The 26,567-nt window shown below is 57.9% G+C and carries 23 protein-coding genes and 2 pseudogenes; 12 read left to right on the forward strand and 13 right to left on the reverse strand.

Annotated elements, in window-relative coordinates:
- The first annotated feature begins 83 nt into the window (after nt 1-83).
- Together P6U23_RS26750 and P6U23_RS26755 are read left to right on the forward strand one after the other, a co-directional pair.
- The gene (locus tag P6U23_RS26750) at nt 84-1,109 is read left to right on the forward strand and encodes a cytochrome-c peroxidase (RefSeq protein WP_407175474.1); all 1,026 of its coding nucleotides are present in this window, start codon (nt 84-86) and stop codon (nt 1,107-1,109) included.
- 402 nt (nt 1,110-1,511) lie between these two features.
- Entirely contained in the window at nt 1,512-2,564 is a 1,053-nt protein-coding gene (locus tag P6U23_RS26755) for a hypothetical protein (RefSeq protein ID WP_407175475.1), read from the forward strand.
- A gap of 5 nt (nt 2,565-2,569) precedes the next feature.
- Here P6U23_RS26755 and P6U23_RS26760 read toward each other — a convergent pair whose 3' ends face one another.
- Complete coding sequence (locus tag P6U23_RS26760) at nt 2,570-2,935, reverse strand: methylamine utilization protein (protein WP_407175476.1); 366 nt, start codon at nt 2,933-2,935, stop codon at nt 2,570-2,572.
- Nucleotides 2,936-3,161: 226 nt separating this feature from the next.
- Here P6U23_RS26760 and P6U23_RS26765 point away from each other — a divergent pair, with 226 nt between their 5' ends.
- From P6U23_RS26765 to P6U23_RS26775, 3 genes are all read left to right on the forward strand, one after another.
- Nucleotides 3,162-6,101 carry an EAL domain-containing protein gene (locus P6U23_RS26765; protein ID WP_407175477.1) on the forward strand — a complete coding sequence of 980 codons (2,940 nt, stop codon included), beginning with the start codon at nt 3,162-3,164 and terminating at the stop codon, nt 6,099-6,101.
- Between the two features lie 1,570 nt (nt 6,102-7,671).
- Nucleotides 7,672-7,842, forward strand: coding sequence for a hypothetical protein (locus P6U23_RS26770; protein ID WP_407175478.1), 171 nt, complete (start codon nt 7,672-7,674; stop codon nt 7,840-7,842).
- A 580-nt stretch (nt 7,843-8,422) separates the two neighbouring features.
- A complete protein-coding gene (locus tag P6U23_RS26775; protein ID WP_407175479.1) occupies nt 8,423-8,626 on the forward strand; it encodes a hypothetical protein in 204 nt (67 codons plus the stop codon).
- A gap of 14 nt (nt 8,627-8,640) precedes the next feature.
- Here P6U23_RS26775 and P6U23_RS26780 read toward each other — a convergent pair whose 3' ends face one another.
- From P6U23_RS26780 to P6U23_RS26810, 7 genes and pseudogenes are all read right to left on the reverse strand, one after another.
- Entirely contained in the window at nt 8,641-9,198 is a 558-nt protein-coding gene (locus P6U23_RS26780) for an NYN domain-containing protein (protein WP_407175480.1), read from the reverse strand.
- Nucleotides 9,199-9,272: 74 nt separating this feature from the next.
- A complete protein-coding gene (locus tag P6U23_RS26785; RefSeq protein ID WP_407175481.1) occupies nt 9,273-10,235 on the reverse strand; it encodes a hypothetical protein in 963 nt (320 codons plus the stop codon).
- Between the two features lie 230 nt (nt 10,236-10,465).
- Entirely contained in the window at nt 10,466-11,299 is an 834-nt protein-coding gene (locus P6U23_RS26790; RefSeq protein ID WP_407175482.1) for a Crp/Fnr family transcriptional regulator, read from the reverse strand.
- Nucleotides 11,300-11,585: 286 nt separating this feature from the next.
- A complete protein-coding gene (locus P6U23_RS26795; protein ID WP_407175483.1) occupies nt 11,586-11,810 on the reverse strand; it encodes a hypothetical protein in 225 nt (74 codons plus the stop codon).
- Nucleotides 11,811-12,024: 214 nt separating this feature from the next.
- Nucleotides 12,025-12,495: pseudogene (locus tag P6U23_RS26800) on the reverse strand (Lrp/AsnC family transcriptional regulator).
- A 456-nt stretch (nt 12,496-12,951) separates the two neighbouring features.
- Complete coding sequence (locus P6U23_RS26805) at nt 12,952-15,099, reverse strand: S8 family peptidase (protein ID WP_407175484.1); 2,148 nt, start codon at nt 15,097-15,099, stop codon at nt 12,952-12,954.
- Between the two features lie 99 nt (nt 15,100-15,198).
- A complete protein-coding gene (locus P6U23_RS26810) occupies nt 15,199-16,308 on the reverse strand; it encodes an AAA family ATPase (protein WP_407175485.1) in 1,110 nt (369 codons plus the stop codon).
- Nucleotides 16,309-16,420: 112 nt separating this feature from the next.
- On the opposite strand from P6U23_RS26810, the gene P6U23_RS26815 reads away from it, so the two are divergent.
- Genes P6U23_RS26815 through P6U23_RS26835 form a run of 5 tightly spaced genes read left to right on the forward strand, consistent with a single transcriptional unit; the run spans nt 16,421 to nt 19,045 of the window.
- A complete protein-coding gene (locus P6U23_RS26815) occupies nt 16,421-16,948 on the forward strand; it encodes a multiubiquitin domain-containing protein (protein ID WP_407175486.1) in 528 nt (175 codons plus the stop codon).
- Nucleotides 16,926-17,303: an E2/UBC family protein gene (locus P6U23_RS26820; RefSeq protein ID WP_407175487.1), complete on the forward strand. Its 378-nt coding sequence runs from the start codon at nt 16,926-16,928 to the stop codon at nt 17,301-17,303. The genes P6U23_RS26815 and P6U23_RS26820 overlap by 23 nt, the downstream gene beginning before the upstream one ends.
- Nucleotides 17,300-18,055, forward strand: a complete 756-nt coding sequence (locus tag P6U23_RS26825) for a ThiF family adenylyltransferase (protein WP_407175488.1) — start codon at nt 17,300-17,302, stop codon at nt 18,053-18,055. Before P6U23_RS26820 ends, P6U23_RS26825 begins: the two co-directional genes overlap by 4 nt.
- A complete protein-coding gene (locus tag P6U23_RS26830) occupies nt 18,045-18,692 on the forward strand; it encodes a ThiF family adenylyltransferase (protein WP_407175489.1) in 648 nt (215 codons plus the stop codon). The genes P6U23_RS26825 and P6U23_RS26830 overlap by 11 nt, the downstream gene beginning before the upstream one ends.
- Nucleotides 18,689-19,045: a DUF6527 family protein gene (locus tag P6U23_RS26835; protein WP_407175490.1), complete on the forward strand. Its 357-nt coding sequence runs from the start codon at nt 18,689-18,691 to the stop codon at nt 19,043-19,045. The genes P6U23_RS26830 and P6U23_RS26835 overlap by 4 nt, the downstream gene beginning before the upstream one ends.
- 255 nt (nt 19,046-19,300) lie before the next feature.
- Here the strand turns inward: P6U23_RS26835 and P6U23_RS26840 are convergent, their stop codons facing one another.
- The gene (locus P6U23_RS26840) at nt 19,301-19,546 is read right to left on the reverse strand and encodes a helix-turn-helix domain-containing protein (RefSeq protein ID WP_407175491.1); all 246 of its coding nucleotides are present in this window, start codon (nt 19,544-19,546) and stop codon (nt 19,301-19,303) included.
- A gap of 1,058 nt (nt 19,547-20,604) precedes the next feature.
- Between P6U23_RS26840 and P6U23_RS26845 the strand changes: the two are divergent.
- A pseudogene (locus P6U23_RS26845) lies at nt 20,605-21,467 on the forward strand (GSU2403 family nucleotidyltransferase fold protein); the annotation flags it as partial.
- A gap of 90 nt (nt 21,468-21,557) precedes the next feature.
- Nucleotides 21,558-21,983, forward strand: coding sequence for a DUF1488 family protein (locus tag P6U23_RS26850; RefSeq protein ID WP_407181587.1), 426 nt, complete (start codon nt 21,558-21,560; stop codon nt 21,981-21,983).
- On the opposite strand, the gene P6U23_RS26855 is transcribed toward P6U23_RS26850, so the two are convergent.
- The 4 genes from P6U23_RS26855 to P6U23_RS26870 form a co-directional block, all read right to left on the reverse strand.
- Nucleotides 21,961-22,131: a DUF3363 domain-containing protein gene (locus P6U23_RS26855; protein WP_407175492.1), complete on the reverse strand. Its 171-nt coding sequence runs from the start codon at nt 22,129-22,131 to the stop codon at nt 21,961-21,963. The two genes, P6U23_RS26850 and P6U23_RS26855, sit on opposite strands and share 23 nt — an antisense overlap.
- A gap of 911 nt (nt 22,132-23,042) precedes the next feature.
- A complete protein-coding gene (locus P6U23_RS26860) occupies nt 23,043-24,377 on the reverse strand; it encodes a glutamine synthetase family protein (protein ID WP_407175493.1) in 1,335 nt (444 codons plus the stop codon).
- The gene (locus P6U23_RS26865) at nt 24,370-25,662 is read right to left on the reverse strand and encodes an ATP-grasp domain-containing protein (protein ID WP_407175494.1); all 1,293 of its coding nucleotides are present in this window, start codon (nt 25,660-25,662) and stop codon (nt 24,370-24,372) included. Before P6U23_RS26865 ends, P6U23_RS26860 begins: the two co-directional genes overlap by 8 nt.
- Nucleotides 25,659-26,528 carry an EamA family transporter gene (locus tag P6U23_RS26870; RefSeq protein ID WP_407175495.1) on the reverse strand — a complete coding sequence of 290 codons (870 nt, stop codon included), beginning with the start codon at nt 26,526-26,528 and terminating at the stop codon, nt 25,659-25,661. Before P6U23_RS26870 ends, P6U23_RS26865 begins: the two co-directional genes overlap by 4 nt.
- Between the last annotated feature and the right edge of the window lie 39 nt (nt 26,529-26,567).

The raw sequence follows: 26,567 nt of genomic DNA on the forward strand, positions 1-26,567 counted from the left end.
TCGCTGGCATTCCAGCTCCCTGATTGACGCGCTTGCCAAGATCATTTGTATCCACGCAACCAGCCTCCCCTCCGAGAATCCGCATGAGACATTGGGTCAGCCTGACACTGCTCGCGCTCGTGTTACCCTTGGGGATGGCATTCACCTTGGCAACGGACGAGAGCCCGAGCGTTCGCGCGGTTATCCGCGCTAGCTATCGCCGGCCGACGGCTATTCAATTTCCGAGCAGCAATCCTTACTCCGAGGCCAAATCTACCCTCGGCAAAATGCTTTTCTTCGATCCGATACTGTCGGGGTCCAAAACGCGCTCCTGCGCGACATGTCACAATCCCTCCCTCTCATGGGGGGATGGCCTTTCGCGCGCAATCGGCGAGGACCCGCAAGGCCTGCCGCTTCGCGCACCGACACTCATCGATGTGGCGTTCACGGAGCCTTTGGGGTGGGATGGGAAATTCAGGACTCTCGAATCCGTTGCCTTTGGTCCCCTGACGAACCCGGCCAATATGAATCTGAGTGAAGCGGAATTGACGGCGCGCCTTTCCGCCATCCCCGGGTACGTCGACGCATTCGCTCGTGCATTTGGGGTCGGTGCGATAACACGGGCCAGGATCGAAGCGGCCTTGGCGACGTTTGAACGGGGTATCGTTGCAGGTGAGTCGCCATTCGACCGGTGGGTTATGGGTGACGAAACGGCCATCAGCGCGGCAGCAAAACGTGGCTTCGACATCTTCAATGGCAAGGCCCATTGCTCTGCCTGTCACAGCGGTCCGTCGTTTACGGACGGATCGTTTCAGGACATCGGGATCGGGAAGGACGACGACCTCGGACGCGGACGGTTGTTTCCGATGTCAGAAAAGCTGAAGTATGCGTTCAAGACGCCAACGCTCCGCGATGTTGCGCGCCGCGCGCCCTATATGCACAATGGATCGGTTGCGACTTTGGAAGACGTGATCGAGCTGTATGATAAGGGCGGGATCGATCGTCCAAGCCGCTCACCGTTGATAAAACCTTTGTCGCTCACTGCGGGCGAGAAGAGCGAGCTGATCGCCTTTCTTCAAACGCTTACTGCGTCCACAGGAGCTACGGCTCTGCCGATGTTGCCCCGGTAAGGGCGTGATCCGGATTTCAGTTGCAAACCCCGTTAGCATAGGTGCGGCAATGCAGATCCCAGCAAGCCGAACCCAAGGATAAGTAGCGCCCCGGCGCAAGTCTCCAAGACCTCGGTACGCAACGTACACAATTTTGCTCCGCACGTAAGCGCACGTAGAACTCCGAGCATAGTTTGGCTCCCAACCGATTTGTCTGTGCTTGACTACGACAGATCGAATTGATGCCCGGTAGCGAGAACCAATAAAACTTGAAAGGACCGCCCCAATTACCGTGCAAAAAGCGTCGGCGGCCGCGCGTTAACTACAAAACAACCGCCAGTTGGTGGCACATCGAACAAGCTCAAACTTTAAGGTAAGTTTAACAGGTCGTTAAGGGGTGGGTGGTGTTTGGAATGTTTAGTTATGGGGAGCGGGGGTGTCGTTTTGACATCCGGTAGAACTTCCTTCGCCTCGAAATCCGCCGTGGCGTTTGCCTTTAGCATCCTGTGGACGCGGGCAGCTAGCGCCCACGTGAAGTGGTTTTGTGCTTATGACATTGCCGGCCAGCCTCGAGGACTTGAAAACGTCCTGTGTCCGGATTTCGAGCTGCTTCTCGGCACTGCCTTGCTATGGTTCTTTGCAGGCTGCATAGCCGAGCGCACCTCGCTGGGCGAAGCTATGACCCGTGCGCTCGACCGCGTAACGAATGGATTGCGTCTGCGCACCGAGCAAATGGTCCGCGCCGTCTGCGGTTTTTTCATGATCTCGATTTGGGCTGCGGGCGGAATCCTGCTGACGCCTGAGTTGAAAACGACGTCAGCTCTTGTCGGGCTACTGCAGCTTTCAATTGCGGCCGCCCTGTTGTCGCGGCGCACGCTCCCTCTCTCCGCGATGGGAATGGTGATTTTGTTCGGGATTGGTGTTGAGCAGTACGGTGCGTTTCATCTTGCCGATTATCCAATTTTTCTAGGCATAGCCGCCTACCTCGCTCTCGTCGGACTGCAGAAGGAATTGCTGGGTGTTGCGCCGCTCGACATCGCGCGATACGCGACCGCGGTGACACTTATGTGGGCTTCGATCGAAAAGTGGGCCTATCCGCAATGGAGCTTCCCGCTCCTTATCGAGCACCCCGGGCTCGCCCTTGGGTTAGATAGCGAGTTTTACATGCGCGCCGCAGGGATGGTCGAATTCTCACTCGCCTTTGCGTTGATTTGGACGCCGCTTGTCCGCCGCTGCGCGGCGGCCGTGCTCCTGGGGATGTTCATCAGTGCCTGTTTCGAATTTGGGAAGCTCGACACTATCGGTCACTCGATGATCATCGTCCTCTTGTTTGCGATCATTAGCGACAATCAGCCCGTCGAGCGCGACCATCGCCCGCCTTGGCTCGCCCCCGTAAGCCTCTGCGCGGCTCTGACGATCACTCTCCTCACCTACTATGTCGGCCACGCCGCACTTTTCGACACTTCGATTCTCTAGGCCCGCTACTTGGTAACGTGCACGATCAGTTTCATCTTCGGATGAATGCCGCACAACACCGTGAAATCGCCGACAACCGGAAAGACGACATCGAAGTTGCTGCCCGGCTGTTGATCACCGGAGTCAAAGCTGAATGCGTCCGAGCTCAAATACGCATGGTGCAAGAGCTCGCCATCGTCATTGGAAAAGCGCACGGTCTCGCCGAGCTTGATCGCCATCTCACCGGGCCGGAACTCTCGATCCTTTTGAGAAATCAGATGCGGACCGGCCCCTAACGCCGCTCCCGCAAACACGCCGGCCGTTATTGCTGCTCCTATCGGGGAGCGAAGTGCCTTGCCAACGCGCAAACAGCGCAGCACCGGTAATTGCATTTATAGCCTCTTTCTAGACATCAAAATTTAAAATTGCGCATTACGCCTAGACGACGAGTGCGTGGCGGCCAAGTCTGAATCACTTAGGTCGAGCAACATCACAAGGTTCCTCTTAACGATTTCAGTATCGGTTTTAGGCATTATACAGCCGATTTAGCTGCCCCATATCCTTGCCGCGCGCTGCCAAGCATCCTTTGCAAGACATATTCAAGCGGAAACTCCGGACATGAGCCTTGTCGTCAATTGCTTTGTCAGTCTGAACGTCAGGGCCCTGACGGCTTTTAGATGCCTCAGCAACTGCTTTTCAAACTATATGAAGCCGCAGCGTACGCTACGTACACAGCTCCTGGTCTTTTGCCTTGCAATGAGCGCCATCCCGGCAACTCTCGGTGGGTACGCTACGCTTGAAATCCGCCGCACGGGGTTATTAGTTGCCCGAATTTTCGATGAATCGCTAATGTCCATCAATTATGCACGCGCGGCGGGCGCCGATTTTGCGGCTATGCGCGTAGCATCCTCACGACGGCTCATGACAAAAGACCCCGTCGTCGGCGCGAGTCTCGACAACGAAATCGAGGCGTGGGCGAAAACGCTCTCGGAAGATCTGGCGATAGCGGCCGAGCGGTCGCAATCCGAAAGATCTGCTAAAGCAGCCGCCAAAGTCCAAGAAGCAGCGAACGCATGGATGGCCCTTCAGCGTCGTCGGCTCGAAGGGTCGGCGGAGATGACTTCGTACGAAACGAACATTTCGAACTCCTCGACCAACGATGTTGGTCCGTATTCCGCAATCGTGAACCAGCAGGTCGAATTGTTGGTCAACTATACGGCGGGAGATGCCTTTCTATTCCGGCAGCACGCCCTCGCCACCGTCAAGAGGGACGTGCAGGTCAACCTGATCGGCCTGACTGTCGCCCTTTTGCTGTCCGGCCTTTTCTCGTGGCTATTGGTGCGGCGTATTATTGGACCTGTCGCTATAGCGTCCGAAGCGGCAAGGAGTATCGCCAATGGCGATTTGAACGCAAACATTCCGGAGGGCGGCAGTGATGAGCTCGGCACCCTGCTTGCAGCGATGGGAACGATGCGTGACAATATCAGGGCGATGGTTGATCGCGAGATCGCGCAGCGGCGTTCCGCTCAGGCGAGGCTCTCTGATGCGCTCGAACACTCCCGTGAAGGCGTCGTGCTGTTGGATGCGGACGGTCGGATCGCCCTGGCCAACTCCCGCGCTAGCGAGTTCATCCGCAGCTACCCGCAGCTCTTGAACTCACCTTCCTCGTCCGAGCCCGTGAGCGCGGGCTTATCGGCCGGCGGAATAAGGCTCCGGAACTCCGACCGCAACGTTGACGGCTGCGCAAGCGAAGCGCAGCTTCCGGATGGCCGCTGGTTACGTGTCAGCCGAAGCCCGACGCAGGAAGGCGGCGGGATCGTCGTCTGCAGCGACATCAGCACGTCAAAGCAGCAAGAAGCCGAACTGCATGCCACGAACCTGAAGCTTGATGCGGCGCTCACGCATATGTCACAAGGACTTTGCCTTTGCGACGGCGAGGCGCGGCTGCAGGTTGTGAATCGCCGCTTCTGCGAGATCTTCAATATTTCGCCCGAGCTTGTCCAACCGGGACTATCTTTCGACGCGGTTCTCAGCCTCAGCGTCGCCGTTGGGAATCAGGGCAACAAGGCCCTAGCTGATCTGCTGACAGAGCGAAGGCTCTTGGGCGGCAAGGCTAGCGGCAACTATTTGCAGCACCTCAGCGACGGACGGATCATTTCCGTTGCCCAATGTCCGACTTCCGACGGCGGTTGGCTAATCACCAGCGAAGATGTGACCGAACAACAGAACGCTCAATCTCAGATCGCGTTCATGGCTCGCCACGATGCTCTCACCGGGCTACCGAATCGATTGCTGCTGGCTGAGCGCATTGAACAGGCAATCGCGCAGAGTGGGCGCGGTTCTGGTTTTGCGGTCTTCTGCCTCGATCTCGACAGGTTCAAGCAGGTCAACGACACCCTGGGCCATCCGATCGGTGACGATCTCCTCTGCGCAGTCGCCGACCGTTTGGGCGCCTGCGTCCGCGAGGTCGATATGGTTGCTCGCTTGGGTGGCGACGAGTTTTCGATCATACAAGCTAGCGTCGACAATGCCGACGAAGCCGAGCGATTGGCTCGGCGCATCGTGGAATGCGTCGGAGCACCTTATGAATTGAACGGGCATCGCGTGGTCGTTGGCTGCAGCATCGGAATTTCCTTGGCGCCGAGTGACGGCTCCAGCGGTGAGAAGCTTCTGAAGAACGCGGACGTGGCGCTATACCGGGCCAAGACTGATGGCAGGGGAACGTGGCGGCTGTTCGAGCCCGAGATGGACGAGCATTTGCAGAAGCGCCGGGCTCTCGAACTTGATCTTCGGGAGGCTATGAACAAGGACGAATTTGCGCTGTACTATCAGCCACTCTATGACTTGCGTCGAGACCGCATCTGCGGCTTTGAGGCTTTATTGCGCTGGCACCACCCGCACAGAGGGTTCGTGCCGCCCGACCAGTTCATCCCGATAGCTGAGGAAATCGGTCTCATTACTCCTTTGGGGAAATGGGTCCTCGATCGCGCTTGCGAGCAGGCCGCAACCTGGCCGGACGAGATCAAGCTTGCGGTCAATGTGTCTGGCGCTCAATTTCGTGAGTCGGATTTTGTCAAGGTCATCGAAAATGCAATCGCTGGATCTCAACTGCCAGCGCACCGGCTCGAACTCGAGATTACCGAATCTGTTCTCCTCTCGAACAGCGCCGAGACACTTGCGACACTGCACAAGCTCAAGGAGCACGGGGTGCGTATAGCCTTGGATGACTTTGGTACCGGCTATTCCTCGCTAAGTTATCTGCGCAGCTTCCCGTTCGACAAGCTCAAGATCGATCAGTCGTTTGTCCGCGATGCGACAGCGACCAGTGGATCGAAGTTGATTATCCGCAGCGTGATCAGTCTCGGTAAGAGCCTTGGCATGACGACAACGGCGGAGGGCGTCGAGACGATTGAACAGTTGAACCAATTGCTGGCAGAAGGATGCAACGAGGCGCAAGGCTTCTTGTTCAGCCGTCCAGTCCCCGCCACTGAGATCCCAGCCGTCATCGTGGCGTTGAGAAATGGCGTAACGAACGATGGGCTGGCGATCGTCACTTAACAAAGAAGTTGAAATCCATGTTGGCGTCGACCAAGTCTGCCACCTGAGCTTTGCGCCCTCAGTTGTTCGTAGGTTCCCTTTCGCTATCTACTGCAGGTAGGACACGCATTAGCGCGAAAACAGCACGACTCAGTTCGTCATATCGCAACTAAAAAGAGACGATGCAAACTTAGTTTGGTCGGGAAGTTGAGGATGCGCCACTCGTAGTTGCGGCGGGGAAGGGAGGGAAGTCTGTCGAGTATTACTCCTGTCGGTCGCTTCCCGCGCGGTTTACTTTTCTAAGTTGCTGGACAGGCCTCCTTCGTCTTTGCGCACGCCGCAGTGACGAGCGCTATCTCCGCCGTCGCCCATAGGATAGGCCGCCGATCGCGCGCGATCATCGGATCTTGCGGCCTAATGGCTGGCGGAAGCGCATCTGGCAAAAACAGCAATTCCCACTGCAATCGGTCATTATTCCGGGCGACGCTTGTCATCGAAATCGTGCCAAGTTCAACACGGCGGGCGCCGGCCCATGCGAATGATAAATGTCGAGCTTGTCTTCAGGAGCGGCAACTTGCAGCAGCAATTTCAATTTCACCGGCCCCTGCTCCACGCGTGCCCGGATTTCCGCGCTCAAGCAGTCCTAAGCCTTCTTGCCAGCCTCACTATCGCTCAGATGCCATCGGTACAACTTGATAGCGAACGTGAACCCGTCTCCAGTTGTGAATTTGAACGTGTTCACCCCCAGTATAGAACCTGAGCATAGCTCACGGGCGCTGGTTTTGGTGAAGTGAGGAGTGCCTTGGCGATTGGATGGCAGCTAAATGGCTATCGAGCGACGTCGGATTGGCCACATTCGCTCCGCTTTTCCCCAGCGCGATCAACAAGCTCTGGAAAATCGCCGGCAGTCAGTGACGGAAGCCATTGAACGCCGCTTGCTGCAAAGTCGGTCAGAAGCGTCCCGCAGCACAATCAGTGCATCCCGAATCGAAGGCCCGTAGGTGCGACCGCGCCGCAACGGCCGAGCCGGTACTGATGACCTGCCCACCGACAATGTCCGGATCGCGTGCTTGCGATGCCATCCCCGACGGCGCAAAGCTCGTCAAGGATCCGCCGTTCTCGAGCCGACCGCCCGCTCGATAACGCTCGGTCACCGCTGCTGTGATCTCGCGCGTTGCGCGCATGCTGATCTTCCCTGCCATGCCCAGCACCGAACTGATTCGGCGGCTTGGCCCCAGACACGACAGGGAGGTTGTCCGGTAACATTTTTAGTGAGGCAATCCGGGGGCAGTTTTCCATGGCGCGCGACACCGCATCGAGCTCAAAGGCGACAATCTAGGCGTCAGGCCGGCAAAAGACAAAAAGCCGTGAGCACCTCGTGCACGATCGCTCCGCCGACCCAAAGGCCCTCACGCGCGTCGCTACGCCGGTCGCATGGCCGGGGCCTACCCGAAGGCCGCCCGCGAACTGCGTCCTGGCTGGACTTCGGCAGCGATGTCACGAAGTTCAATTCCGCTTCGCTCGGTGAGCCGGAGCTGAAGCCAGCGATCGATCCGATCGCATCCAGGGCAACCTGACCCAGGAGAAAATAGTGAAGAGAGCAATCTCGGCGCTACTCTGCGCCGCCGCATCGACCGTGACGGTTTCTACGGCCGAAGCGCGTCCCCACCATCATCATCACCACCATCGTCGTTACCGTCACGGTTTGCAGAAGGTGGAAGCGCAAGCAAACTTCTTCAGCGCCTTCCGGCACGGCTTTTAGGCAGACAACAGGTTCGGCGAGCGCGCTCCCCAGTTTATCGGCGAGACCGCGTATCAAGTCGGAGCTCGCCCACCCTGTGGTGCTCGGCGTTCCTGCGCAAGCTCACCGGAGCGCATGACGTCGACGACCGCGCACCGTCGTGGGAGCGTCATCAGCATACCGCCCGCAGGTGGGCGCCGTCGTGACCATGGACCGCCGCGGCGGAGGCATGTCGGCATCGTCTCTGGCTTCACCAAGAAGGGTGATCCCACCGTGATCAGCGGCTCACGGCAACCGCGTGCGCGAAGCGGTATATTCCCGCCTCCGGCATCCGCGCCTGGGTCGATCGGTACTGAGTTCACGACCGAAATGCTCTGGGATGGACTGCTCCGCCCATCCACAACAGGATGACGGGCGCGAGAAATACGGCCAGGCGAAAGGATGATGTCTTCAACGACAATCGATGCTGAAATCCGTAAAGGAAAGGCGCTCAATTGCCGAATTAAAGCGTCGACCCAGCGCCAATTGCTCAAAATGTGGGGCTCGGTGGGACGATCATGCGATTAAACGCATCTCATCGGCGAATCGACATGGAGCAGGCATGACTGGCGATTTCCACCGAGTCCTTTACCGATTTCACATGCGCACGTATGCGGAGATGCTGTTTCGGCGTAGCAAGCGCGAGAAGTTGGAAAGGATCTGGCTGGAGCAGACCCTGATGCGACTCGGCGGCGAACTACGGCAATCTGAACACTGGTCGGGCGCGGCGCATGCTGGCAAAACCCTCGTCGATAGCTCCATGTGAGGGTGACAAGAAGGTCAGCCCGCAACAATGTTTGTCGGCACCTGACGTTGGCCCAACCGTTCGGACGGATCGCGACCCAGATTCGGCCGCAACTGCGCGAGGTCGATAAATTCATCCACCTGCCGCCGAAGTTCGTCGGCGATCATCGCGATGGTGGAAACCACGGTCACGCGCACGCCGCGGCGCTGCATCGCCTCGACCAGGGCACGGAAGTCGCCGTCGCCGGAGAACAGAATCATCTGATCGATGTGCTCGGCGAGTTCCATGGCATCGACGACGAGTTCAACGTCCATATTGCCCTTCACCTTGCGCCGTCCACTCGCGTCGATGAATTCCTTGGTGAGCTTGGTGACAACCGTGTAGCCGTTATAGTCGAGCCAATGGACGAGCGGTCTGACTGCCGAAGATTCCAGATCCTCGACAATCGTCGTGTAATAGAAGGCCCGCAGCAGCGTGCCACGGCTCTGAAATGCCCCGAGCAAGCGCCTGAAGTCGATGTCGAAGCCAACCGCCTTGGACGTTGCGTGGAGATTTGGGCCATCGATAAAGAGCGCGATCTTGTCAGGTGACATTGCTGATCCAACTTTCAAGCTCAATGCGCGGGCGCGCAGGCTAGAGGATTCCGTTCGACCAGACACTCTCGCACTTATGTGAGCTTATGCTTTAGCCATCCGAAGATACGATCGTCGAAAGACACGAAGTTCTCGATCTCCCCAGCGGGAGTCCGGGCCATCTGCGGTATGGCCAACTCCATGTCGATGCTCGCCATCAAGCAATCAGCTTGAAGTTTGATCGCCTCCGACACGCTGACGATGCCACGTCCACCTGCGACCACGAGAGCTGGGCATCTCAACTGTCGCACCAATCGCAAACGAAGCTCCGACACTACGTCCTCGTCGACTGCACCCCTCGTCATCCAACCGACTGAGGCCAGCAGTCGCGTCAAACTCCAAAGGCCACCGTCGCAAACTACCGCACCGACCCGGCTATCGGATGCAGCAAAGTCAGTCGCTAGAGCGGCCGACAATCCTTCCCCATAAACGCCAATCCGACCGGCATTACCGTCACGCCGAAGTGACAGGTAATCCAAACAACAAGACAATAATACTTGCGAACCAGAGCTACTTGAGATGTCATCGTGAGAGATGATTAGAAGGGACATGCCTCGACCAATCACCGCGGGCAACAGTCTCCCGAGCAGCGTCGCTCCTGTTTCTTCTTCACTGCTGATGCAAATGACTGCCGGTGCGCACAATTCGGAATTACCGGCTGGCAAATAGTAGGCTAGAAATTCAGCTTGATCGCTGCATGAAATTTTTACCCGCTCAATTTTATGCCGCAGAGACAATCGGAACTTCTGTATATTGGTCTCGACTTTCGCCGAAATGTCGCCCCTTTTCGGATCCTCCTCATCAACCATGCGCCTGGCAACTTCAAAAGCAGTTAGCGCACAGAGCCAGGCCTCTGTCGCCTCATCGAAGGCTCCTTTCTTGATATTCAAGTCAGCAAGAAGGCACTGAGCATCTCCAATCTCTGTCCATCTTGCCACCCAGTTCTGCCGACCCATCGCGCCGCAAATGACATCAGCGGATAGATTGTCCAAGAACATCGCGGCGCCCCGCCGTGTGGACACAAGATTGCTCCTCACGCACAGGTGAGGCCAAGCAGTACTCTCCACTTTCATGAATACGCTCCAAACTGTTTTCAGCTCAAACCGAGCGCTTAAACGGTGCACAGATGCCCAATCAGTCCCGCTTATGGAGCCTCGGGAGCCGACTAAACCAGAGACACTCGTCTCAAAGTGAACTGAAGATGTGAGTCAGAAGCTTGAGCGGGTGACTAGCCCACTGGCTCTTTTACTGAGACATCGGACCGAGATGAGGCATAAGCGCTCGAGACAAGCTTGTAACAACAGCAAGCTTTTTGCTCGAGAGATTCGCGGTCATCGATCTGCAAAAGGCCGCGCATCTTACGAATCAGTCCCTGTTCTTCGAATCGGATGAGCGTCTCCGTCACCCCAGCGCGGCGCAATCCTAACACGCAGGAAAGGTAATCATGAGTAACTGGCAGCACGCGAGCGTCAACAGCGTCACTCGCTAAACAAAGCCAGCTCGCAAGACGCTGTTCGCGATCGTGCCGCACCCCGCACAATCCTGTCTGCACGCACTGAAATGTCAGCGCTTGAACGTACTGAAAGAGACGCTCTCGTAACTCGGGACGCTCCTTTATCACCCGACGAAAATCCTCGACACGGATCCTGTGCGCGCTTCCGGGAAAGAGTACCACAGCCTGATGCGTTGAAAGATGTCCGCCCCACAAGAACGAAGCACCCACCACACCCCGATGTCCTATGACCGCCGTTTCAAGCATACTTCCCGCCGCGACAACCCGTAGCGAGACGAGACCCGTTTCAATAAAGTAGACGTGCTCGACCTGCCTTTTCGGCTCTTGCAGAACCATACGTTCCTTCAGGACGATCGGCTCAAGGCATTCCCCTATTGCGGCGAGGTCTTGCAGAGAAATTCTCGCCAGAATCGCATTTTTGACAAAGGGCCGCTTCTTAGGGTCCGTAAGAGGCCGGTGAAGCACCGAGTGTGTGTCGGACACCAGCTTGAGAGCTGCATCTGCGGAGCAATCAGACGCTTCGAGGACTGCGGGCACGTGGTCGGTCATGGCGCCTCTCCTGGCATGCCGTTTGGTGGCCCCGCCCGGCGATTGTCACGAAAACTTGATCACCAGTCTAACAATAGTTTCATCTCGTTTTATGCGTTGAGCCACGCGTGGACGCTCGAATCCCGCACGCAGCCAGCTTTTTGTCGACGTTTTTCAACTGAAAGGATGAGCGTGTGTAGCGGCACTCGCCTGGAGCGTCAGTGTCAGACTTCGTTGCCCTGCGGCACGATTTTGCGCCTCCAGCTGCTTCACATGCGTGTGCTGCCAGCTCCGCCTCAAGGATTGACTAGAAATCAGTAGCCCCGCCCTCGTCCATCGAGACGACGGCGGGGCCCGCCCCCTGCCCTGAAAGCGGTAAGCCACGCTTTGCCTGAGACTCACGGGAGTTCGGATTTTGGCCTTCGGCGCGCTTTACGAGCTCGCGCAGGGTAATTTCAGATAGCCGCACAACCAGCTCTTTGAGACGCGCATTCTCTCGCTTGCAGCGCTCCAGCTCGCGTTCGTTTGTCATCGACGATGCTTCATGGAGATTCGTCCTTGCCCTCATGCTTCATCTAGAGCCTGTCCGATTAGGAATGCTCCAAGAAAGACTGTACGCAGGGAACGAAGCAATCTCGCGTCTGCCAGAGTGTGTCATCTCGGCTTCAGATTTGAGCGTTTGGTACAAAAGATACTCTGCTTACGCTCCTTACGCGTCCGCTTGAGACCACTGCAACAACGTTTGGTCAGTACTCTGACGGAGTCTCAACTGGAACAGCAAAGCCAGCCTTTATGCGATCCAACACGACCATCGTCTTGAACCCCTCAATGTCCGGGTTCTCATAGAAGAAGCGCCTCGTAAACTGCTCATAATCCTCCATCGTACGTGCGGTAACGTACAGGACAAAGTCAGCATCGCCGGTAGAAGCCGTTGACGACTTCAGCTGACGATTTGATGGCCTTCCTGAACCTATCAATTGTATCCGAGCGCTCCCGCTCCATGGTCACCAACACAAGCAGTTGGATTGGTCTTCCCACGGCCTTCGGCGAAACGATTGAGATGTCGGCCTCGATGATTCCTTCCGAACGGAGCCTCTTCAGTCGTCTTTGACACGCGGTAGAGGAAGCCCCGCCATTTCGCCGATTACCTCAGAAGTGAGGCGGTTGTTCTTTTGCACAATCTCGAGAATGCGGGCGTCTATTCGGTCGTACGGCATAATCGGCTGCTAACGCGAAGTGAATTTCGCCGCGAAATCGCTGTGCGATGCAGTAAACCGTCCAAATAATAATTAAATTCGGGCAAATCTGTTTCTGACGTTAGTATGAAGGGGCGGGGAACTTCAACAAATGATCTGCGAAAAGGAAGCCGCGTGACACCGTGGCTGATTATCGAGAGCGCACTGACCAACCTGCCGGTGTGGACCAAGATCGACGACGACCTTCGCGAGCCAAACATTTTTGCCCGCGCCGTTGGTTGCTTAAAGGCCTCGAAGCGGACGTTCCCGTTATTCCGAAGGAAGCAGATCAAAACCGCCAAAATTATACGTGGCTATGACTCGAGGCTCCTGCAGGCTCGTGGTATACGCGAACAGCAATCTGTTGAACGCCACGTAGAGGTAGAGGGTGGCCGCCTAAACGATTCTGGTCTGCTCGAATTTCGATTACCCGCCGCTCTACTGGCTATTGTTAATTTCAATGTCTTGGTTGATCACTGCGCTTTCCACAAAATTGCCGAGCATTTGGGCCGTCGAGTTGTAAATCGACGGCTCATCGTTCGGCCCGCGTAGTGTCAGGACGAACGCTACTTCTTGAGGGCCGACATCACTATTGGTCTGCCAATTGAATTGGTAGAGGTCGCGCGCATAGACCCGGGCGTAGAGCCGGAACTGATTGCCTGAGAAGACCAGGCCTGCCCCCTTTGAGAAATCCCGACAATGACGGCGAACCGGCTGCCACTTCTTTAAGTTCTCTCGCGCCTCGTTCTCGGGCAGAGTCGATTCCAGCATCGACCCTAACAACGATTTCCAATCGTCCTTCTTCACACCGTATTGGAGCGACGTCTCAAGCCGCGTGGCGAAGTAGTTGGTTTCCGCATAGGGCGACACGACGGGCTTAAGGACTGCCGTGAGAGTCGCACGTCCGCGCAGCTTTCCCTTGTGCACCATCTCTGGCGGAATCGGAATTCCACTCCAGTAGTACGCAACGCCCGGCTGCAATTGCGCGGTCCAGGTCAACGCAACTGTGCCTGGCGCGCATGACCAGGGCATCGTCCCCTGGTAAGGCGTACCCCACCCGAGCCTTGGATGGTGCTCTTCGAGCTCGCTTGCACTCACTAAGAGGGCTTTAACCAAATCGGGCGTGGGATTCCGCAGGTTGGCGAAGGTATGAGCGGCGAGTGAAGAGACCAACGCCGTTGGGTAGCTGCTACCAACGTCGGTCACGCCGCCCAGCATTCGAAGCTCAGAGAACCAGGACACGTCGGGCTTAAGCATCCCATCGGGTCCAGGGCCGCCCAAGCAGCGGGGGCAGCCGTCGGCCGGTCCGCCGCTTGCGTTTGCCAAGCGCCCTCCTACGACTATTGCCGACTCGCAGTCGGCTGGCGGTTCAAGCCTAGTGGCACCGGCGGCATTGACATTGCCCACGGAGACCACTGGCAGCACGCCAAAATGGCGGCTCAGGGTCGTAAGCTCGTGACCAAGAAGACTAACCGAGTCCGGATTGCCACCGACCTGGTTGAATGAAAGATTCCAAACTTTCGTATCTGGATGCTCCCGCATCGTGTTGCCCAGCAGATCAATGAGATCCTGCTCGTCAACCCGCGCATTCGCGTTACGAGAAGGAACCGCCGGCACGGTACCAATGCGGCAATTTAGATCCGGTAACACCCGGCCTGTGTTCCAGGCGTGCCCATGCACTACCAGTGAGCTGATTGCGTTGCCGTGAACTCTGTCAGCTTGCGCATCGGTTACTAGCTTGCGCGAGCGCCATGCTTCAGCAGCAATGTAACTGGAAGCATGGAGACCGCCGTCCACAACGCCCACGGTAGGAGCATCGGCAATATCGAACGGAATACTCGGGTGAGCGCCCTCACCGGGCGCAGCAACCCTGATCTGACGCACCGGATCGACGCGGAATGAAGCGCCAGATGCAAGGAGTTGACCGAGCGCCTCCCTCGATCTGATCCGTACTGTCCCCCGCCCTACGCCCGTATTTCTATAGCTGCGCATTGCGCGAGCAATGCCGGATTGGCGGCTTGGGGTTACTTCTCGCGATGCGTCAGGCGACTCCGCAGGCCCGGAAAGCAATCGGATTGATGAAAAGACCGGCAGCAGCACTTGCTGCTGAGAAAGCAAGTCTACGCGCTCCAACAGGACCTCACGTGCCTGTCGCGTTCGAAATGGCGCAAGCCAAACCACGAATAGGCGCGCACCGTCTTCTTCCGGCGCCGCCTGCCATAGGTCATCGATCGAGCGATCTCGTGCGCGGTCCTGAGGGGAGAATGGGGTCAAGCTCTCAACGCGAGAGATGTCAGCTTGTATGGAATAGTTCGTCGGATTCTCAATGACTTGGGCGAGACGGTTAACTTGATTGAGATCGGCCTCGATAAGGTATCCATCGTGATACGGGGCAACGAGGCGGCATCCGTTTACGGGGCTAAAGAGATCATCTGGCGTATGAGTTGCAGCCAGAGAGTCCTGCACGAACATCCGCACCACAAGATGCGCCGTCCCGGCAAAGGACGGCAGCGTGCTTCGAGACTCATAGATGCCGCGCGCGGCGCTGGCGAGCACCCGCTGTTGGGTCGCCAGGCGTTCAGTCACGATGCTTCCGCTGCCCCTTACCGCGAGCAGAGGGCGACTCCGGCTTAGGATCCATCTGCAGGCTCAAAACCGGATTTAGTAAGGGAGGCGCTTTCATCGCTAATCGTCCTGTTTAAAGTATTGGTAGACAGCCTGGCGAGTCACGCCAAGCAAACGTGCAATATTGGCTGCTGAAACCTTTTCTTTCAACCCCAGAGCGAGCTGCCTTTTCTGCTCGGGCTCAAGCGGTGTGCGTTGCGGCATGGAGGAACGCCCTGCCCGAACGTCGAGAATTGCGAGCGCCACCGCGCCGAAATCCAAATCTCTCTTGTCGAGCAGCGCATGACGCCGCGCTGTAAGTGCAATGGTTTCTATGTCCGCTCCGGACAATCCCTCGGAAAGTACCGAGAGAGGATCGGCAATCTGCTCTCCATCCTTATCCTCGAACAAGAAGTGCTTCCAGAGGCCGGCACGCACCTCCACTTCCGGTGCACCAAATTCAATCTTGTAAGGGAAGCGGCGCCAAATTGCCGGATCAAGCAAATGGGCATGGTTGGTCGCTGCGATGACGACCGCATGTGGGTCAAGTGAATCAAGTCCTTGGATAACCGTGTTCACGACACGCTTCAGCTCACCCAGTTCGTTCCTGTCATCCCGCAGCTTGGCTATGGCATCCATCTCGTCCAGAAACAGCACGGCATTCTTCGACGGCGCGAAATCGAAGACGGATCGAATATTCTTGCCGGTGTCGCCAAGCAGAGATGTGATCACCGAATCAAGACGCACTACGTAGAAAGGGCGCCCAAGATTTGCGGCAACGTGCCCGGCAAGCAGAGACTTTCCCGTTCCGGGTGGGCCAGACAGCAAAAGGTTGAGACGCGAAGCGAGCCCCTTCGCGTTAAGTTCATCGATGTGCTGCACATCCGTGAGGAAATCGCGAAACACGCGATGACCAGCCTCATTCATAAAAATTGGAGTGTGCGGCCACGGCTGCTCTTCGACCAGGGGTAAGCGCGATTTTTGGTCGACTGGCAATGACTCCACATAACCAGAGGCGCGCAGCGGTACACCGCGCTTACGAACCAGCGCCCTAAGCTCATTCGCCGCTTCCTCATTCCCCTCCTTAGCTAGCTCGCGCGCGAGATTGCCCGCGACTCTGCGGACGCGCGTGTAGTCCGCAGCAAGCGCGGCATCGGTGAGTTCAATGAGGTGTTTGGGGTCGAGAGGCACGCGATTTTCTCCGTTTCTGGCTGGCCTTTAATTGTAAAGCACACTAGCTTAGTTGACAAGTGATATCACAATTTTGTAAAGTTTATTAGCAAGACTGACAAAGGATACGAACATGTTGCAAAATCAGGAAGTTAACACCCTCGGCTCCCCTCATCCGGGCGGATTCCCGATTCTGATCGCCGGAACTGACCTCCAGTTCCGCCCCCTGAGCCTGACGGATCCCGAGCCCACGGGACGCCAGATCATCGACGCGGCGGGCGGCCGCCCTGCTGACGAATACGCGGTGTTGCAGTGGCTCGCTAATGGTTCGCTCGAGCGTCTGCGTCTCGACGAGACGACGAATCTGCGTAAGCCGGGCGTCGAACGGTTCATCGTGGCGAAGAGCGACCGCGAGTATCGCTTCGAGATCGACGGCAAGGAGCAGGAGTGGCCTGAACCGACCATCACCCGTGAAGTCCTGCTGGCGCTGGCCGGTCAGGACCCGGCGCAGTTCTCGGTCTGGCAGGAGCTGAAGAACTCGCCCGACAAGGAGGTGCTGAGCGGTCACGCGGCAGATCTGGCCGAGAAGGGTGTCGAGCGGTTCTATACGGTCACGAAACACACCACGGAGGGCAGCCATGGCAGTCCTTCCCATGCGTGACCGTGCGTACCTCGTCGAGCGCGGCATCGCGTTCGAAGAGGTCGACGCCAACGAGAAGGCCGTGATCTTCCGGGATTACGCCCTTCCCACCGGTCGCTTTGACCAGACCAAGGCCGATATCCTCGTGCTCTTGCCGCCCGGGTACCCTGACGTGCGGCCGGACATGTTCTTCGCGATGCCGTGGATCAAACTCTCGAAGTCGTCTCAGTATCCGCGCGCCGCTGACCAAGCTCACGACTTCCAGGGCCGCCGTTGGCAGCGTTGGTCACGTCATAACGACCAGTGGCGGCCCGGCGTGGATGGCATTTGGACCATGCTCCGCCGAATCGACACCGCGCTGGAGGTGGCAGCGTGAGTAACTTCAATCTGGTCTTTGTCGAGCAGTCCGAAGCTGAATTGCGCGACCTCGTGTTCGCCACGAAGGGCGTTGAGGGCGCGGCCTATGTGCTCATGCGCGAGTGCAAGATCGCCAACGATCCATGGGAGCGACGCTCGCGAACCAAACTGGTGGTACGCGAAATCGTCCCAATTCCTCCCGAACATAAGGTTTCGTCCACCGGCCAGCACGTCACATGGGACACAAGGGGCTTCGTTGCGCTCCTACAGCGCTGTCAGCGCGAGGAGCTCGTCCTCGGCATCGCTCACTGCCACCCGCACGGACCGCGGGACTTCTCTGACCAGGACGATAAGAACGAAACGGAGCTGCTGAGGACCGCTTGCAACCGCAACGGTCCTGGAACAAAGCTGGTCAGCATTCTCTTTTTCGACGACGGCGGCATCCGCGCACGCGTCTGGCAGTCTCCCAAGCACAGTGCAGACTGCAAGTCGGTCGCTGTTTTTGGAGAGCGTTTCCGGTTTCACTTTCCAACTGCGCCCTCGCCGGCCTCCGAAGTATTCGCGCGCCAGGTACTGGCGTTTGGGCCATCGCTGATGTCTCAGCTTAAAGCGTTACGGGTGGGTGTAATTGGCGGAGGTGGCACGGGCAGTGCGACAGCGATGCTGACCGCGCGCGCCGGCGCCTCTCAAATCGTTATCGTGGACGACGACATTGTCGAACCGACCAATTTGAACCGCCACCCAATCCGATGCCGATGCGATGGTCAGTAAGGCTGATGTGGCCGCCCGCGAAATCGCCCGCATGGGACTGGGCGTTCGCGTAGTCCCCCTCAAGGGTTGGGTCAACGCTCCGCACGTGCGCGACGCCCTCAAATCCTGCGACGTCATCTTCTGCTGCACCGATGACAATTCCGGCCGCATCTTTCTCAACCGGCTCGCCTACTTCTATTTCATTCCAGTTATCGACATGGGGCTGGCGATGGCCGTTGCCAAACCGCCTGCCTCGGGCATGGCAGATATCTCGGCTCGGGTTACGACCATACTCCCGCCGGAGACTTGTCTCCTCTGCCGCGGCGCTGTCGATACCGACCTGGCACGAGAAGAAGATCTGGGGCGGCGTAATCCAACAGAGTACGACCGGCAAAAGCGTGAAGCCTATGTGAGGGGCGAAGGAAATCCGAATCCGGCCGTGGTCACCTTCACGACCGAGGTCGCCTGTATGGCCGTCAACGAGCTTCTCAACCGTATCGTCGGTTACCGGAAGCGCGAGATGGGAAGCCGGCGCCGATTCCTGTTCTGCGAGGATCGAGCCACCTCGGCATCGCCTCGTAACTCATGCCCAATCTGCGCAAGCAAGCTCTACTGGGGCATCGGAGACACTGAACACTTTCTAGATCTCGTCGGATGAACGCGCTGCTTCGCACAATTTTGCTCTTTCTGGCCTGGCTCGGCTTCATTCAGAAGCCGCGCTATCTCGCGCGCTATGCCGAGCGGCACCCGTCCTTAGCCGATCTCGCCGACGATGATTTCGTTGTGGTCAAATCAGGCGCTTACCCCAAGTGGGCATGCTTCAAATGCCCGTGCGGCTGCGGACAAAAAATTGCTCTTTCATTGCAGAAGGACCGACGGCCCTCCTGGTTCGTCGTTGTCGACTGGCTACAGCGGCCAACTGTATCGCCTTCTGTGCACCAGCTTGCCGGTTGTCTATCTCACTTCCGGATCAAACGCGGCAATGTCGAGTGGACCGGTAGTCCACGCTAAGTCAATGTCGGAGATACATATGACTAAACTTCGGAAGTTCACCCTCTCCATGACGTCACGCGTGCTCGGAAGCAAAGGTGGCTCCATGCTCTTCGAGATCCTTCTGGTGCGGGCTCGTTCGAGATCCTAAATTAGTGGTGGCGTTTCGCTGAAATGGAACGCTCGAGCCCAGTCCTGACGCGACTATCCATACCACGTCCATGCGAATTTACCGTACCCGTCGTAGATCTGGAGCCACCTACAAGCCGGAGATGCCTATGTTGGAAAAGTCCAAGATGGCACCAGTCCTCTTCGCATTTTAATCTCCGAGCGCGAGCTGACGGCAAGCGCTTCCGAAATTTGCTCGAGCGCATCAACGGTCGGCGAATCTTCCTCGCGCTCGATCATTCCAATGTAGTTGCGATTCAGGCCAGCGCGACGATCAGCCAATTCCTCCTGGGAAAGACCGCTCTTCCGTCGTAGACGCCGAAGATTTTGGGGGACCACCCGCCGCAACTTCATGCGGCAAGACGGCCTCAAACGTTATTGATCTCCACCTGGTATACTCTAGGTATTCTTCGTATTCACGCGGAAATTTTGGATGACCAATGTGCTACGACCAATCCACCTCGGCGCAGAGGCGGAGCCGAAAGTGCACCCGGTCGTCGCCGCGACCGCACGAGAGCTGCTCAACAGGTCCGAAAATGAACGCTCCGGCGTTCGCAAAGCACATGACGTGTTCCGGTCCGTCGTGGCGCAGATAGTTGTTCTCGAGGCGCCCCGGGAGGACGCCCTTCGACGCGAACAGGCCGGCCGTCTTGATTTCCTTCCGTCGCCCATCGAGCCGAACCGTACGTCGTCACCAATTGGCTTTGGCGCGCGCGCCACACCGAATTGACGATCGCAAACAGCGCGCCTGCGATGCCGCCGGCGGCGGCGATGGCAGCGCCCTCCTCGATATCTCAGGCGCGTAGGCCTCGTAAGCGAACCACGATTCGAACAATCGCCAAGGCAGATAGACGGGTAGCCGACGATCAGAAACCAGGGCTCACCGAGGCGCTGCTGATAGCCGAGTGCAGCGGCGGTCCATTGCGTCGCGCCCCATGTCGACACCACGACGATGCCGAGCACGATGGCGATCTGACCGACATAGATTTTTGCTGGAAACCTCCGGCTCGCCCGCTCACTCACCCCACGTGAGCGGCGCGATGAAAGGGACCAATGCGCTTTGCGTTCAATCGAAATAAAAATCGCGTCCGGGAAGCGAGAGCAAGGTCGGTGAGGCGCATGAAGGCGAGAAAGAATTCAGTCCAGTCTGGGCGAGGATGATCGAACGCCTCAACAAAAGGTGAGTAACCTGCTCAAGCTGGATCACTCTTTATGGGCATAAGAGCGCGATCGAGGGAGCCAAGGAATAAGCCAGCGGGGAACCGGCAACCACCGCAAGCGACGAGGCCGACGTGCCGATTCGACGCTGGACCAGCGGTTAACCGCCTTTATACTCATTTCGCAAAGTGAGTATAAAGCCACGCCGGATTCCAACTCCCTTATACTCAACCCGCAAACTGAGTATACCGACCATGCCGGCCCCTTCCCTGGTGAGCCAGACCACCTATGCCGAGCTCCTGGAGCGCACCGCGAACGCCGCCTTCCAGGACGCCTTCGCGGACAATGGCTCGTTCACGGCCAAGAGCATCAATGGCCGCAAGTATTGGTACTTCCAGACCGGCACCGGCGCCGAGCGGTCGCAGCGCTATGTCGGGCCGGAGACGCCGGAGCTGCTGGAGCGTATTGCTCACCATCAGGAAGTTCGCGAAGACGAGCGCGAACGCCGGGCGCTCGTGTCCACCCTCGTCCGCTCGTTCAGCTTTCCTCGCCCCCTTCCCGAGATCGGCGACGTCATCGCGGCGCTTGCCAAGGCCGGCGTGTTTCGACTTCGCGGCGTGCTCGTTGGAACGATCGCCTACCAGGCCTATGGCGCCATGCTCGGCGTTCGCCTCTCCGCCAGCTCACTTCAGACCGGCGACGTCGATATCCCCCAGTTCAAGAATGTCTCGGTGGCTATCGAGGACTCGACGCGCCTGTTCTGGACGTGCTGAAGGAAGTCGACAAATCCTTTCGTGCCGTCCCTCACGTATCTGATGGCCGGCGCGCGACCAGCTATGCCGCCAAAGGCGGCTTGCGCGTCGACTTTCTCACGCCCCACGAGGGCAAGGAGGCCGGTCGTCCCCAAAAGCTGCCCGCCCTGAACACGGACGCCCAGCCGCTGCGCTTCCTGGATTTCCTGATCCGCGATCCCGAGCCCGCGGTCATCCTGCACGGCCCCGCCATCTACGTGCACGTGCCGGCTCCGGCGCGCTACGCCGTCCACAAGCTCATCATCTCCCGCCGGCGTCCTGAAGGGTTTGCAAAGCGCGACAAGGACCTGCAGCAGTCCGACGCCTTGCTTGCGGCCCTGACTGAAAAACGCCCCCATGAGCTGAAATCGGCTTGGGAGGAAGCTCATGCGCGCGGTCCCAAATGGCGCCGGTTGATGCTCGAAGGGCTTGCTTTGATTGCGCCCTCCGTTCGGGACGTGGTGCTCAGGGCCATTGGCGCGCCGCGCTCGATCATTCCGGGCATCGATCTTGCCTTCGACAATCCCCCGGCTCGCTATGACTTCAACCGCGACGTCGTGACGTTCCAGGGAAAGGAGCTTGGCGGCCTGGTCAACTGCGCAGTCAGCCGCGAAGCGCTTGACGACCATTTCGGCGCCGATTGCCCGGACAGGAGGGTCGGGTGGAAGCGTTCCTCAAGAACAGGTCGAGGATTGAGGAGATCGCTCGCGCCAAATACCTCTCCTCGCCGGTCGAGGAGCCCGGGGCCGTCCTGGTCAAGACCTCCGACGTCGAGAGTTTTTCGGTGCGACGAGCGCCCAAACGGAAGTAAGTCCCTCGTCATCCTCCGATCCCTCGCTTGATGCCGATCGCCCAGGATATGCCCTCCCCGCTGACATGGCCGGTGACCAATTGCCCGCGCGCTCGCTCCAGCACCGGCCGCCACGGCACCAGCACGAACTCATGGGATCGCTCGATCAGGGCGAACCGCCCGCTGTTAAGCGTCAACATGCGCCGGTACACGAAGATACTAGAGAAGACAGATGCGGTGGAATTTCATTAAGCCATTGGGCTTGCCGCTCATGGCGGGATCGGCTCTTACAGAGCCGGCTATTTCGAATTTCAAAGTATCTCAAGGAGAATAAGGCGGATCAACTCTTGCGGCGAGGACAGTACATTCCACGCTTCCAAAGAAAATTTTTCTGGTCACCGTAAGCCCCCCAAAGCTCTTCCAGTCTCTCGTCACCCCAAAATAGCACAAAACCGCAGTCCTACCTGCCTTCCAGGCATGCCTGTTCATCCGCATTCGGCCCGCTACGCCGTCTGATATTTCTTTTACGTATTGGCATCAGCGGTTCGCCCTCAATGCTGGCGGCTGAAGGCAGCGCTACATCTAGTCCCAACTCTCTGACCAATCGCGCAAACGCCAATCGGCTATCGCGCTCAATGGCGACTTCCGGGCGGCTAGGCGGCGCGCCGAAGCGGTCCTCATAAGTCATGCCGTGCTTGGACGAGCACTTCGCCTCCGGGAATTCCGTTTTCATGCGAGCCCGCATCATCATCATTGTGGCGCCGGGCCGGGTGAAGCGCACTCGGGCATCGTGAACCCAGCGAGCATTATCACGTAAGTGAACTCGACGGACTCCAACACAGAGTGCCTGACCCGCACAAGGCTGTTCGGGAGAGTCTCTCCCGACACCTACGTTGGATCTGAAGCGACCGTCTCTGCCGGTCCAAGCCGCGAACAGAACGCGTCAGACCTCCTCAACCTCGCCACGCAGGGGCCCGCGGTTGACCAGCGACTAGCATTCGCTCCGTATCGATGCCGAACGTCACGCCTACACAGGCATCCGCACCAGCCGTCGGGCGCCATCCACCCAATAACGCCAGGACCTCAGGCGCGAACTATCGAAAAGCTCAAGCTAGATGATCTCGAAATATCGCCGCCGTTCAAAGTCGGTGACGCGATGTTGAACGGCTTCCCACTCCCAGCGCCGGGAGCAAGAAAAGACCTCAACAAACCTTTTTCCGAAGGCATCATTGGCCGCCCGAGACTGTGCAAAGCGATATGTTGCCTCTGACAGGCTTTGAGGCAGCCGCCCGGACCGAGGAGAGATCTCCGCGCTTGCATCGCCGACGATCGAAGGCGGCAATGCCGCATCTGTCTCGACGCCCAGTATGCCAGAACCGATAGCACATGAGAGGGCGAGATATGGGTTGATATCTGCGCCTGGCAGCCTGTACTCGAGGCGGTGTGCAGACGGCTCTCCCGGAATGGCCCGTACCGCGCAGGAGCGGTTGTCAACTCCCCAGCTTGGACAGACCGGTGCCCAGCAGCCAGGCACCAACCTCTTGTAGCTATTGAAGTTGGGCGCAGCGAGCACACAGAAGTCATTCATGTATTTGAGCTGTCCGCCGATGAATTGCCTCATAACCTTCGAAATGTTGCGTGACGCGTTACCATCGTAAAACGCATTCTGGCCGCCCGAGAACATCGAGATGTGAATATGGCCCGACTGGCCGGGCCAATTCTCGGAAACCTTGGCCATGAATGTAGCCGTCATGCCTCGCGTTTGCGCCCAGGCTTTTATCATCGACTTGAAAATGATTGCCCGATCCGCAGCTTCCAGGGCATCACAATGACGAAGTGACGCTTCAATCACGCCCGGTCCCGTTTCAAAGTGCAGCCCACTGAGAGGTATTCTGGCCTTCTCACAAAGCGCCAGGATCTCACCCAGCAGCTCCTGGTGCGCGACAGTACGCGCAATCGAGTAACCGAAGGGACCGCGCGTTAAAGAAGCCCATTCGCCGAACGGCTTGTCTTCAATTGTATCGGCATTCTCTCTGAACAGCATGAACTCGAACTCGAACCCGGCCGTGCAGCCGTATCCGTGGTCAGCAGCCCTTTCCAGGACTTTCCGCAGAACACCTCGCGGGCAGATGTTCTCATGTGCGCCCATAAACTCGGCGAGGTAGAGATCCTGATCGCCGACATAAGACACCCGACGACCGGTAGCTGAGAGAACGCGCAGATCGGCGTCTCCGAATGCTGACAGCGCCTCTCGCGTGAATCCCGCCGGAATCACCCGGTCGGAACAATCCCACGCCAGCACCGCTTCGGAGAACTTGATGACTTTATCCCCAGCCGAGAGGTTCTCACCCAGGACGTGCTTGCCTCGAAGAATGCCGTCGAAGTCGCTCACGCCAATCATCGCCGCGCGGGCTGAATTCGCGCAAGTCACCCGGCTGTCAGTCATTCCTTGGGCTCCTGCCCACCAAATCGAACACCTGGTCCATTCTCATCGCGCGCAATTGGCGATAGTCATCCTCGAGCTGTATCAAATCGTTATTCACGAGATACACGATGCCTGGTGTGGACGCCAAGTCGATCGTCGGGACCAGGGGTTGGCCTATCGGAACGAATGCAATGGCATCCGCGAAGCTCGGGAGCTTGTGGATTGCATCGAGACCAGAGTGACCGCCAACGACGCCGCTCATATCGGAAATCAGCGAAACGCAAAGTGCATGAGCCTGCCGCTTGTAGACCCCGCGTCGTCTCATATACTCGCCAAAGCCGTTGGGATCCGCGTAGCGCCACGCCGTCAGCGTCATATGGTTGTGACCCAAAGCCATGGTCCGGGCTTTGGCCGACATCGTACCTTGCAGCCTCGCTCCGAAGTCGACCAAAACTGGTCCGCGATCATCGACGATGATCTCGGCATGAGCAGGTCCGTTGGTGATCCGAAGCGCCTGCAGCGCACGCACAAGATAGTCGGACAGCTCCAGAACGATTGACTCCTTACCATCCAACAACCGCTCGACTGAGCAGACCGATGATGCGCCCTCAACAGGAACGGTCTCATAGGTCCAGGCCTCCGTGACGAAGGCTTCTCCGTCGATCGAGACGGCATTTACGGTATATTGCTGGCCATTTATTTTCTCCTGTCCGAGCGCCAGTTTGTTGAACGCTCCGACACGGTTCGTCTTGCCGACGATGGCAGCCAGAGCGCGCCTAATATCCGCATCGGTCGAGCAAAAGAACACGTCCTCCGTGCCTGTGCTGTTCAGCGGCTTGATGACGATCTCGTCGAAGTTCTCTTCACGCCTCCAGCTTGCGATCTCCTCAGCATCGTCGGATACGACTTGTCTGATCGATCGCACGCCTGCTGAGGCCAACGCTTCGGATAGGCGCGATTTGTCACGCCTGGCGGCTGATAGGGCAGTCCCATTCGAAGGCAAGCCCAGCCGCTCCGACAGGGAATCGGCTAGCTCAACGCCGGTCTCGCACCCCGCTATAACGAACTCCAGCTCCCTGCCTAGGAGAGCCTGAAGATGAAATTCAACGATCTCATCGTACCCCATGTGCTCGCGCGGGCGAATGACTTCGTCATACAGAGCCGCATTGAAATGCGACTGGAATATGGGTGGAATGTGTGCAGCCGACATCACATGCACCGTCCCAATTCCATACCGCTTGAACTCTTCCGGCAGAAACCGGCCAGTCGAATATGCGTCGACAATTACACAGTTACGTTCATTCATGCGGACCTCCGGTACTGCGAGTAGACCTTGCTGACAGCGACAGCCGTGATGAGAAGATTTCCAAGGAATGTGTGTGGCGAAGGCACGATGCGGGAATCGAAGTACTGGAACAGGAACGTGATGACAGGCGCAGTGGAGAGCACCATGTTGACTGTGAAGGGCTCTACGCGGCGTATGCCCTCCTGGATCAAGAGCAAAGGCACAATGATCGTGGATAGCCCAATCGTTGCGATTGCAAGCCAATGCTGTGAGATCTCAAGCACGACGGAGGAATGGTCGACCAGCCCCAGCAGCAAAAGAAGCGTTCCATAAAATCGATGCGCCAGCACTTGTCGGCCAGAAAACCCGCGATCGAACAGCAGTTTGACGAGTATGTTTGTAAGGGCGAGCGATAGGCCCGCGACGATTGCCAGGACGATACCAAGGGATGATCGCGGTCCCCACTGCACGCCCGCATTGCCGCTGGCCGAGATCCAGACCATGTAGCTCCCAATCATCGCGATCGCAACGCTCGCGACGATGTCGGACGCAGGAGGAACGCCCTGCCGCCTGATCAGAGCGTTCAACCACACCGTTGCGGCGGGCCCTAGCGCCACCATGAACGCGACCACGATCGCAGGTTCGGCGTATTTCAGGCCGATAAACAACCCAATCCAGCTGACCGCGGTCACGACATTGAGCGACACAAACACCATGAGCGCTGAACCCGTAACTCGTGGCTTGCCTCTGTCGTGACCGGCCATCACATTGAATGACAGACACACCGCAGCAAAGGACAGCAGAAGAGCGACGAACAGATCTGCCTGCTGAAAATACGATGCCGCATATACCTCGCCTGCCGCGCTCAGAACGACATAAAGCGCCACAAAGAGCACTCCCAGAGCGAAGCGGCTAGTCAATCGTCC

Origin of the sequence: Bradyrhizobium sp. STM 3562 (assembly GCF_045571435.1) — a bacterium.
Taxonomy (GTDB): Bacteria; Pseudomonadota; Alphaproteobacteria; order Rhizobiales; family Xanthobacteraceae; genus Bradyrhizobium.

Excerpts from the sequence above, each read along its gene's own strand:
- P6U23_RS26750 (WP_407175474.1), top strand. The coding sequence starts at position 84 with ATGAGACATTGGGTCAGCCTGACACTGCTCGCGCTCGTGTTACCCTTG.
- P6U23_RS26755 (WP_407175475.1), top strand. The coding sequence starts at position 1,512 with ATGGGGAGCGGGGGTGTCGTTTTGACATCCGGTAGAACTTCCTTCGCC.
- P6U23_RS26760 (WP_407175476.1), bottom strand. The coding sequence starts at position 2,935 with ATGCAATTACCGGTGCTGCGCTGTTTGCGCGTTGGCAAGGCACTTCGC.
- P6U23_RS26765 (WP_407175477.1), top strand. The coding sequence starts at position 3,162 with ATGAGCCTTGTCGTCAATTGCTTTGTCAGTCTGAACGTCAGGGCCCTG.
- P6U23_RS26775 (WP_407175479.1), top strand. The coding sequence starts at position 8,423 with ATGACTGGCGATTTCCACCGAGTCCTTTACCGATTTCACATGCGCACG.
- P6U23_RS26780 (WP_407175480.1), bottom strand. The coding sequence starts at position 9,198 with ATGTCACCTGACAAGATCGCGCTCTTTATCGATGGCCCAAATCTCCAC.
- P6U23_RS26785 (WP_407175481.1), bottom strand. The coding sequence starts at position 10,235 with ATGTTCTTGGACAATCTATCCGCTGATGTCATTTGCGGCGCGATGGGT.
- P6U23_RS26790 (WP_407175482.1), bottom strand. The coding sequence starts at position 11,299 with ATGACCGACCACGTGCCCGCAGTCCTCGAAGCGTCTGATTGCTCCGCA.
- P6U23_RS26795 (WP_407175483.1), bottom strand. The coding sequence starts at position 11,810 with ATGACAAACGAACGCGAGCTGGAGCGCTGCAAGCGAGAGAATGCGCGT.
- P6U23_RS26815 (WP_407175486.1), top strand. The coding sequence starts at position 16,421 with ATGTTGCAAAATCAGGAAGTTAACACCCTCGGCTCCCCTCATCCGGGC.
- P6U23_RS26820 (WP_407175487.1), top strand. The coding sequence starts at position 16,926 with ATGGCAGTCCTTCCCATGCGTGACCGTGCGTACCTCGTCGAGCGCGGC.
- P6U23_RS26830 (WP_407175489.1), top strand. The coding sequence starts at position 18,045 with ATGGTCAGTAAGGCTGATGTGGCCGCCCGCGAAATCGCCCGCATGGGA.
- P6U23_RS26835 (WP_407175490.1), top strand. The coding sequence starts at position 18,689 with ATGAACGCGCTGCTTCGCACAATTTTGCTCTTTCTGGCCTGGCTCGGC.
- P6U23_RS26840 (WP_407175491.1), bottom strand. The coding sequence starts at position 19,546 with ATGAAGTTGCGGCGGGTGGTCCCCCAAAATCTTCGGCGTCTACGACGG.
- P6U23_RS26850 (WP_407181587.1), top strand. The coding sequence starts at position 21,558 with ATGCTCGAAGGGCTTGCTTTGATTGCGCCCTCCGTTCGGGACGTGGTG.
- P6U23_RS26855 (WP_407175492.1), bottom strand. The coding sequence starts at position 22,131 with ATGTTGACGCTTAACAGCGGGCGGTTCGCCCTGATCGAGCGATCCCAT.
- P6U23_RS26860 (WP_407175493.1), bottom strand. The coding sequence starts at position 24,377 with ATGACTGACAGCCGGGTGACTTGCGCGAATTCAGCCCGCGCGGCGATG.
- P6U23_RS26865 (WP_407175494.1), bottom strand. The coding sequence starts at position 25,662 with ATGAATGAACGTAACTGTGTAATTGTCGACGCATATTCGACTGGCCGG.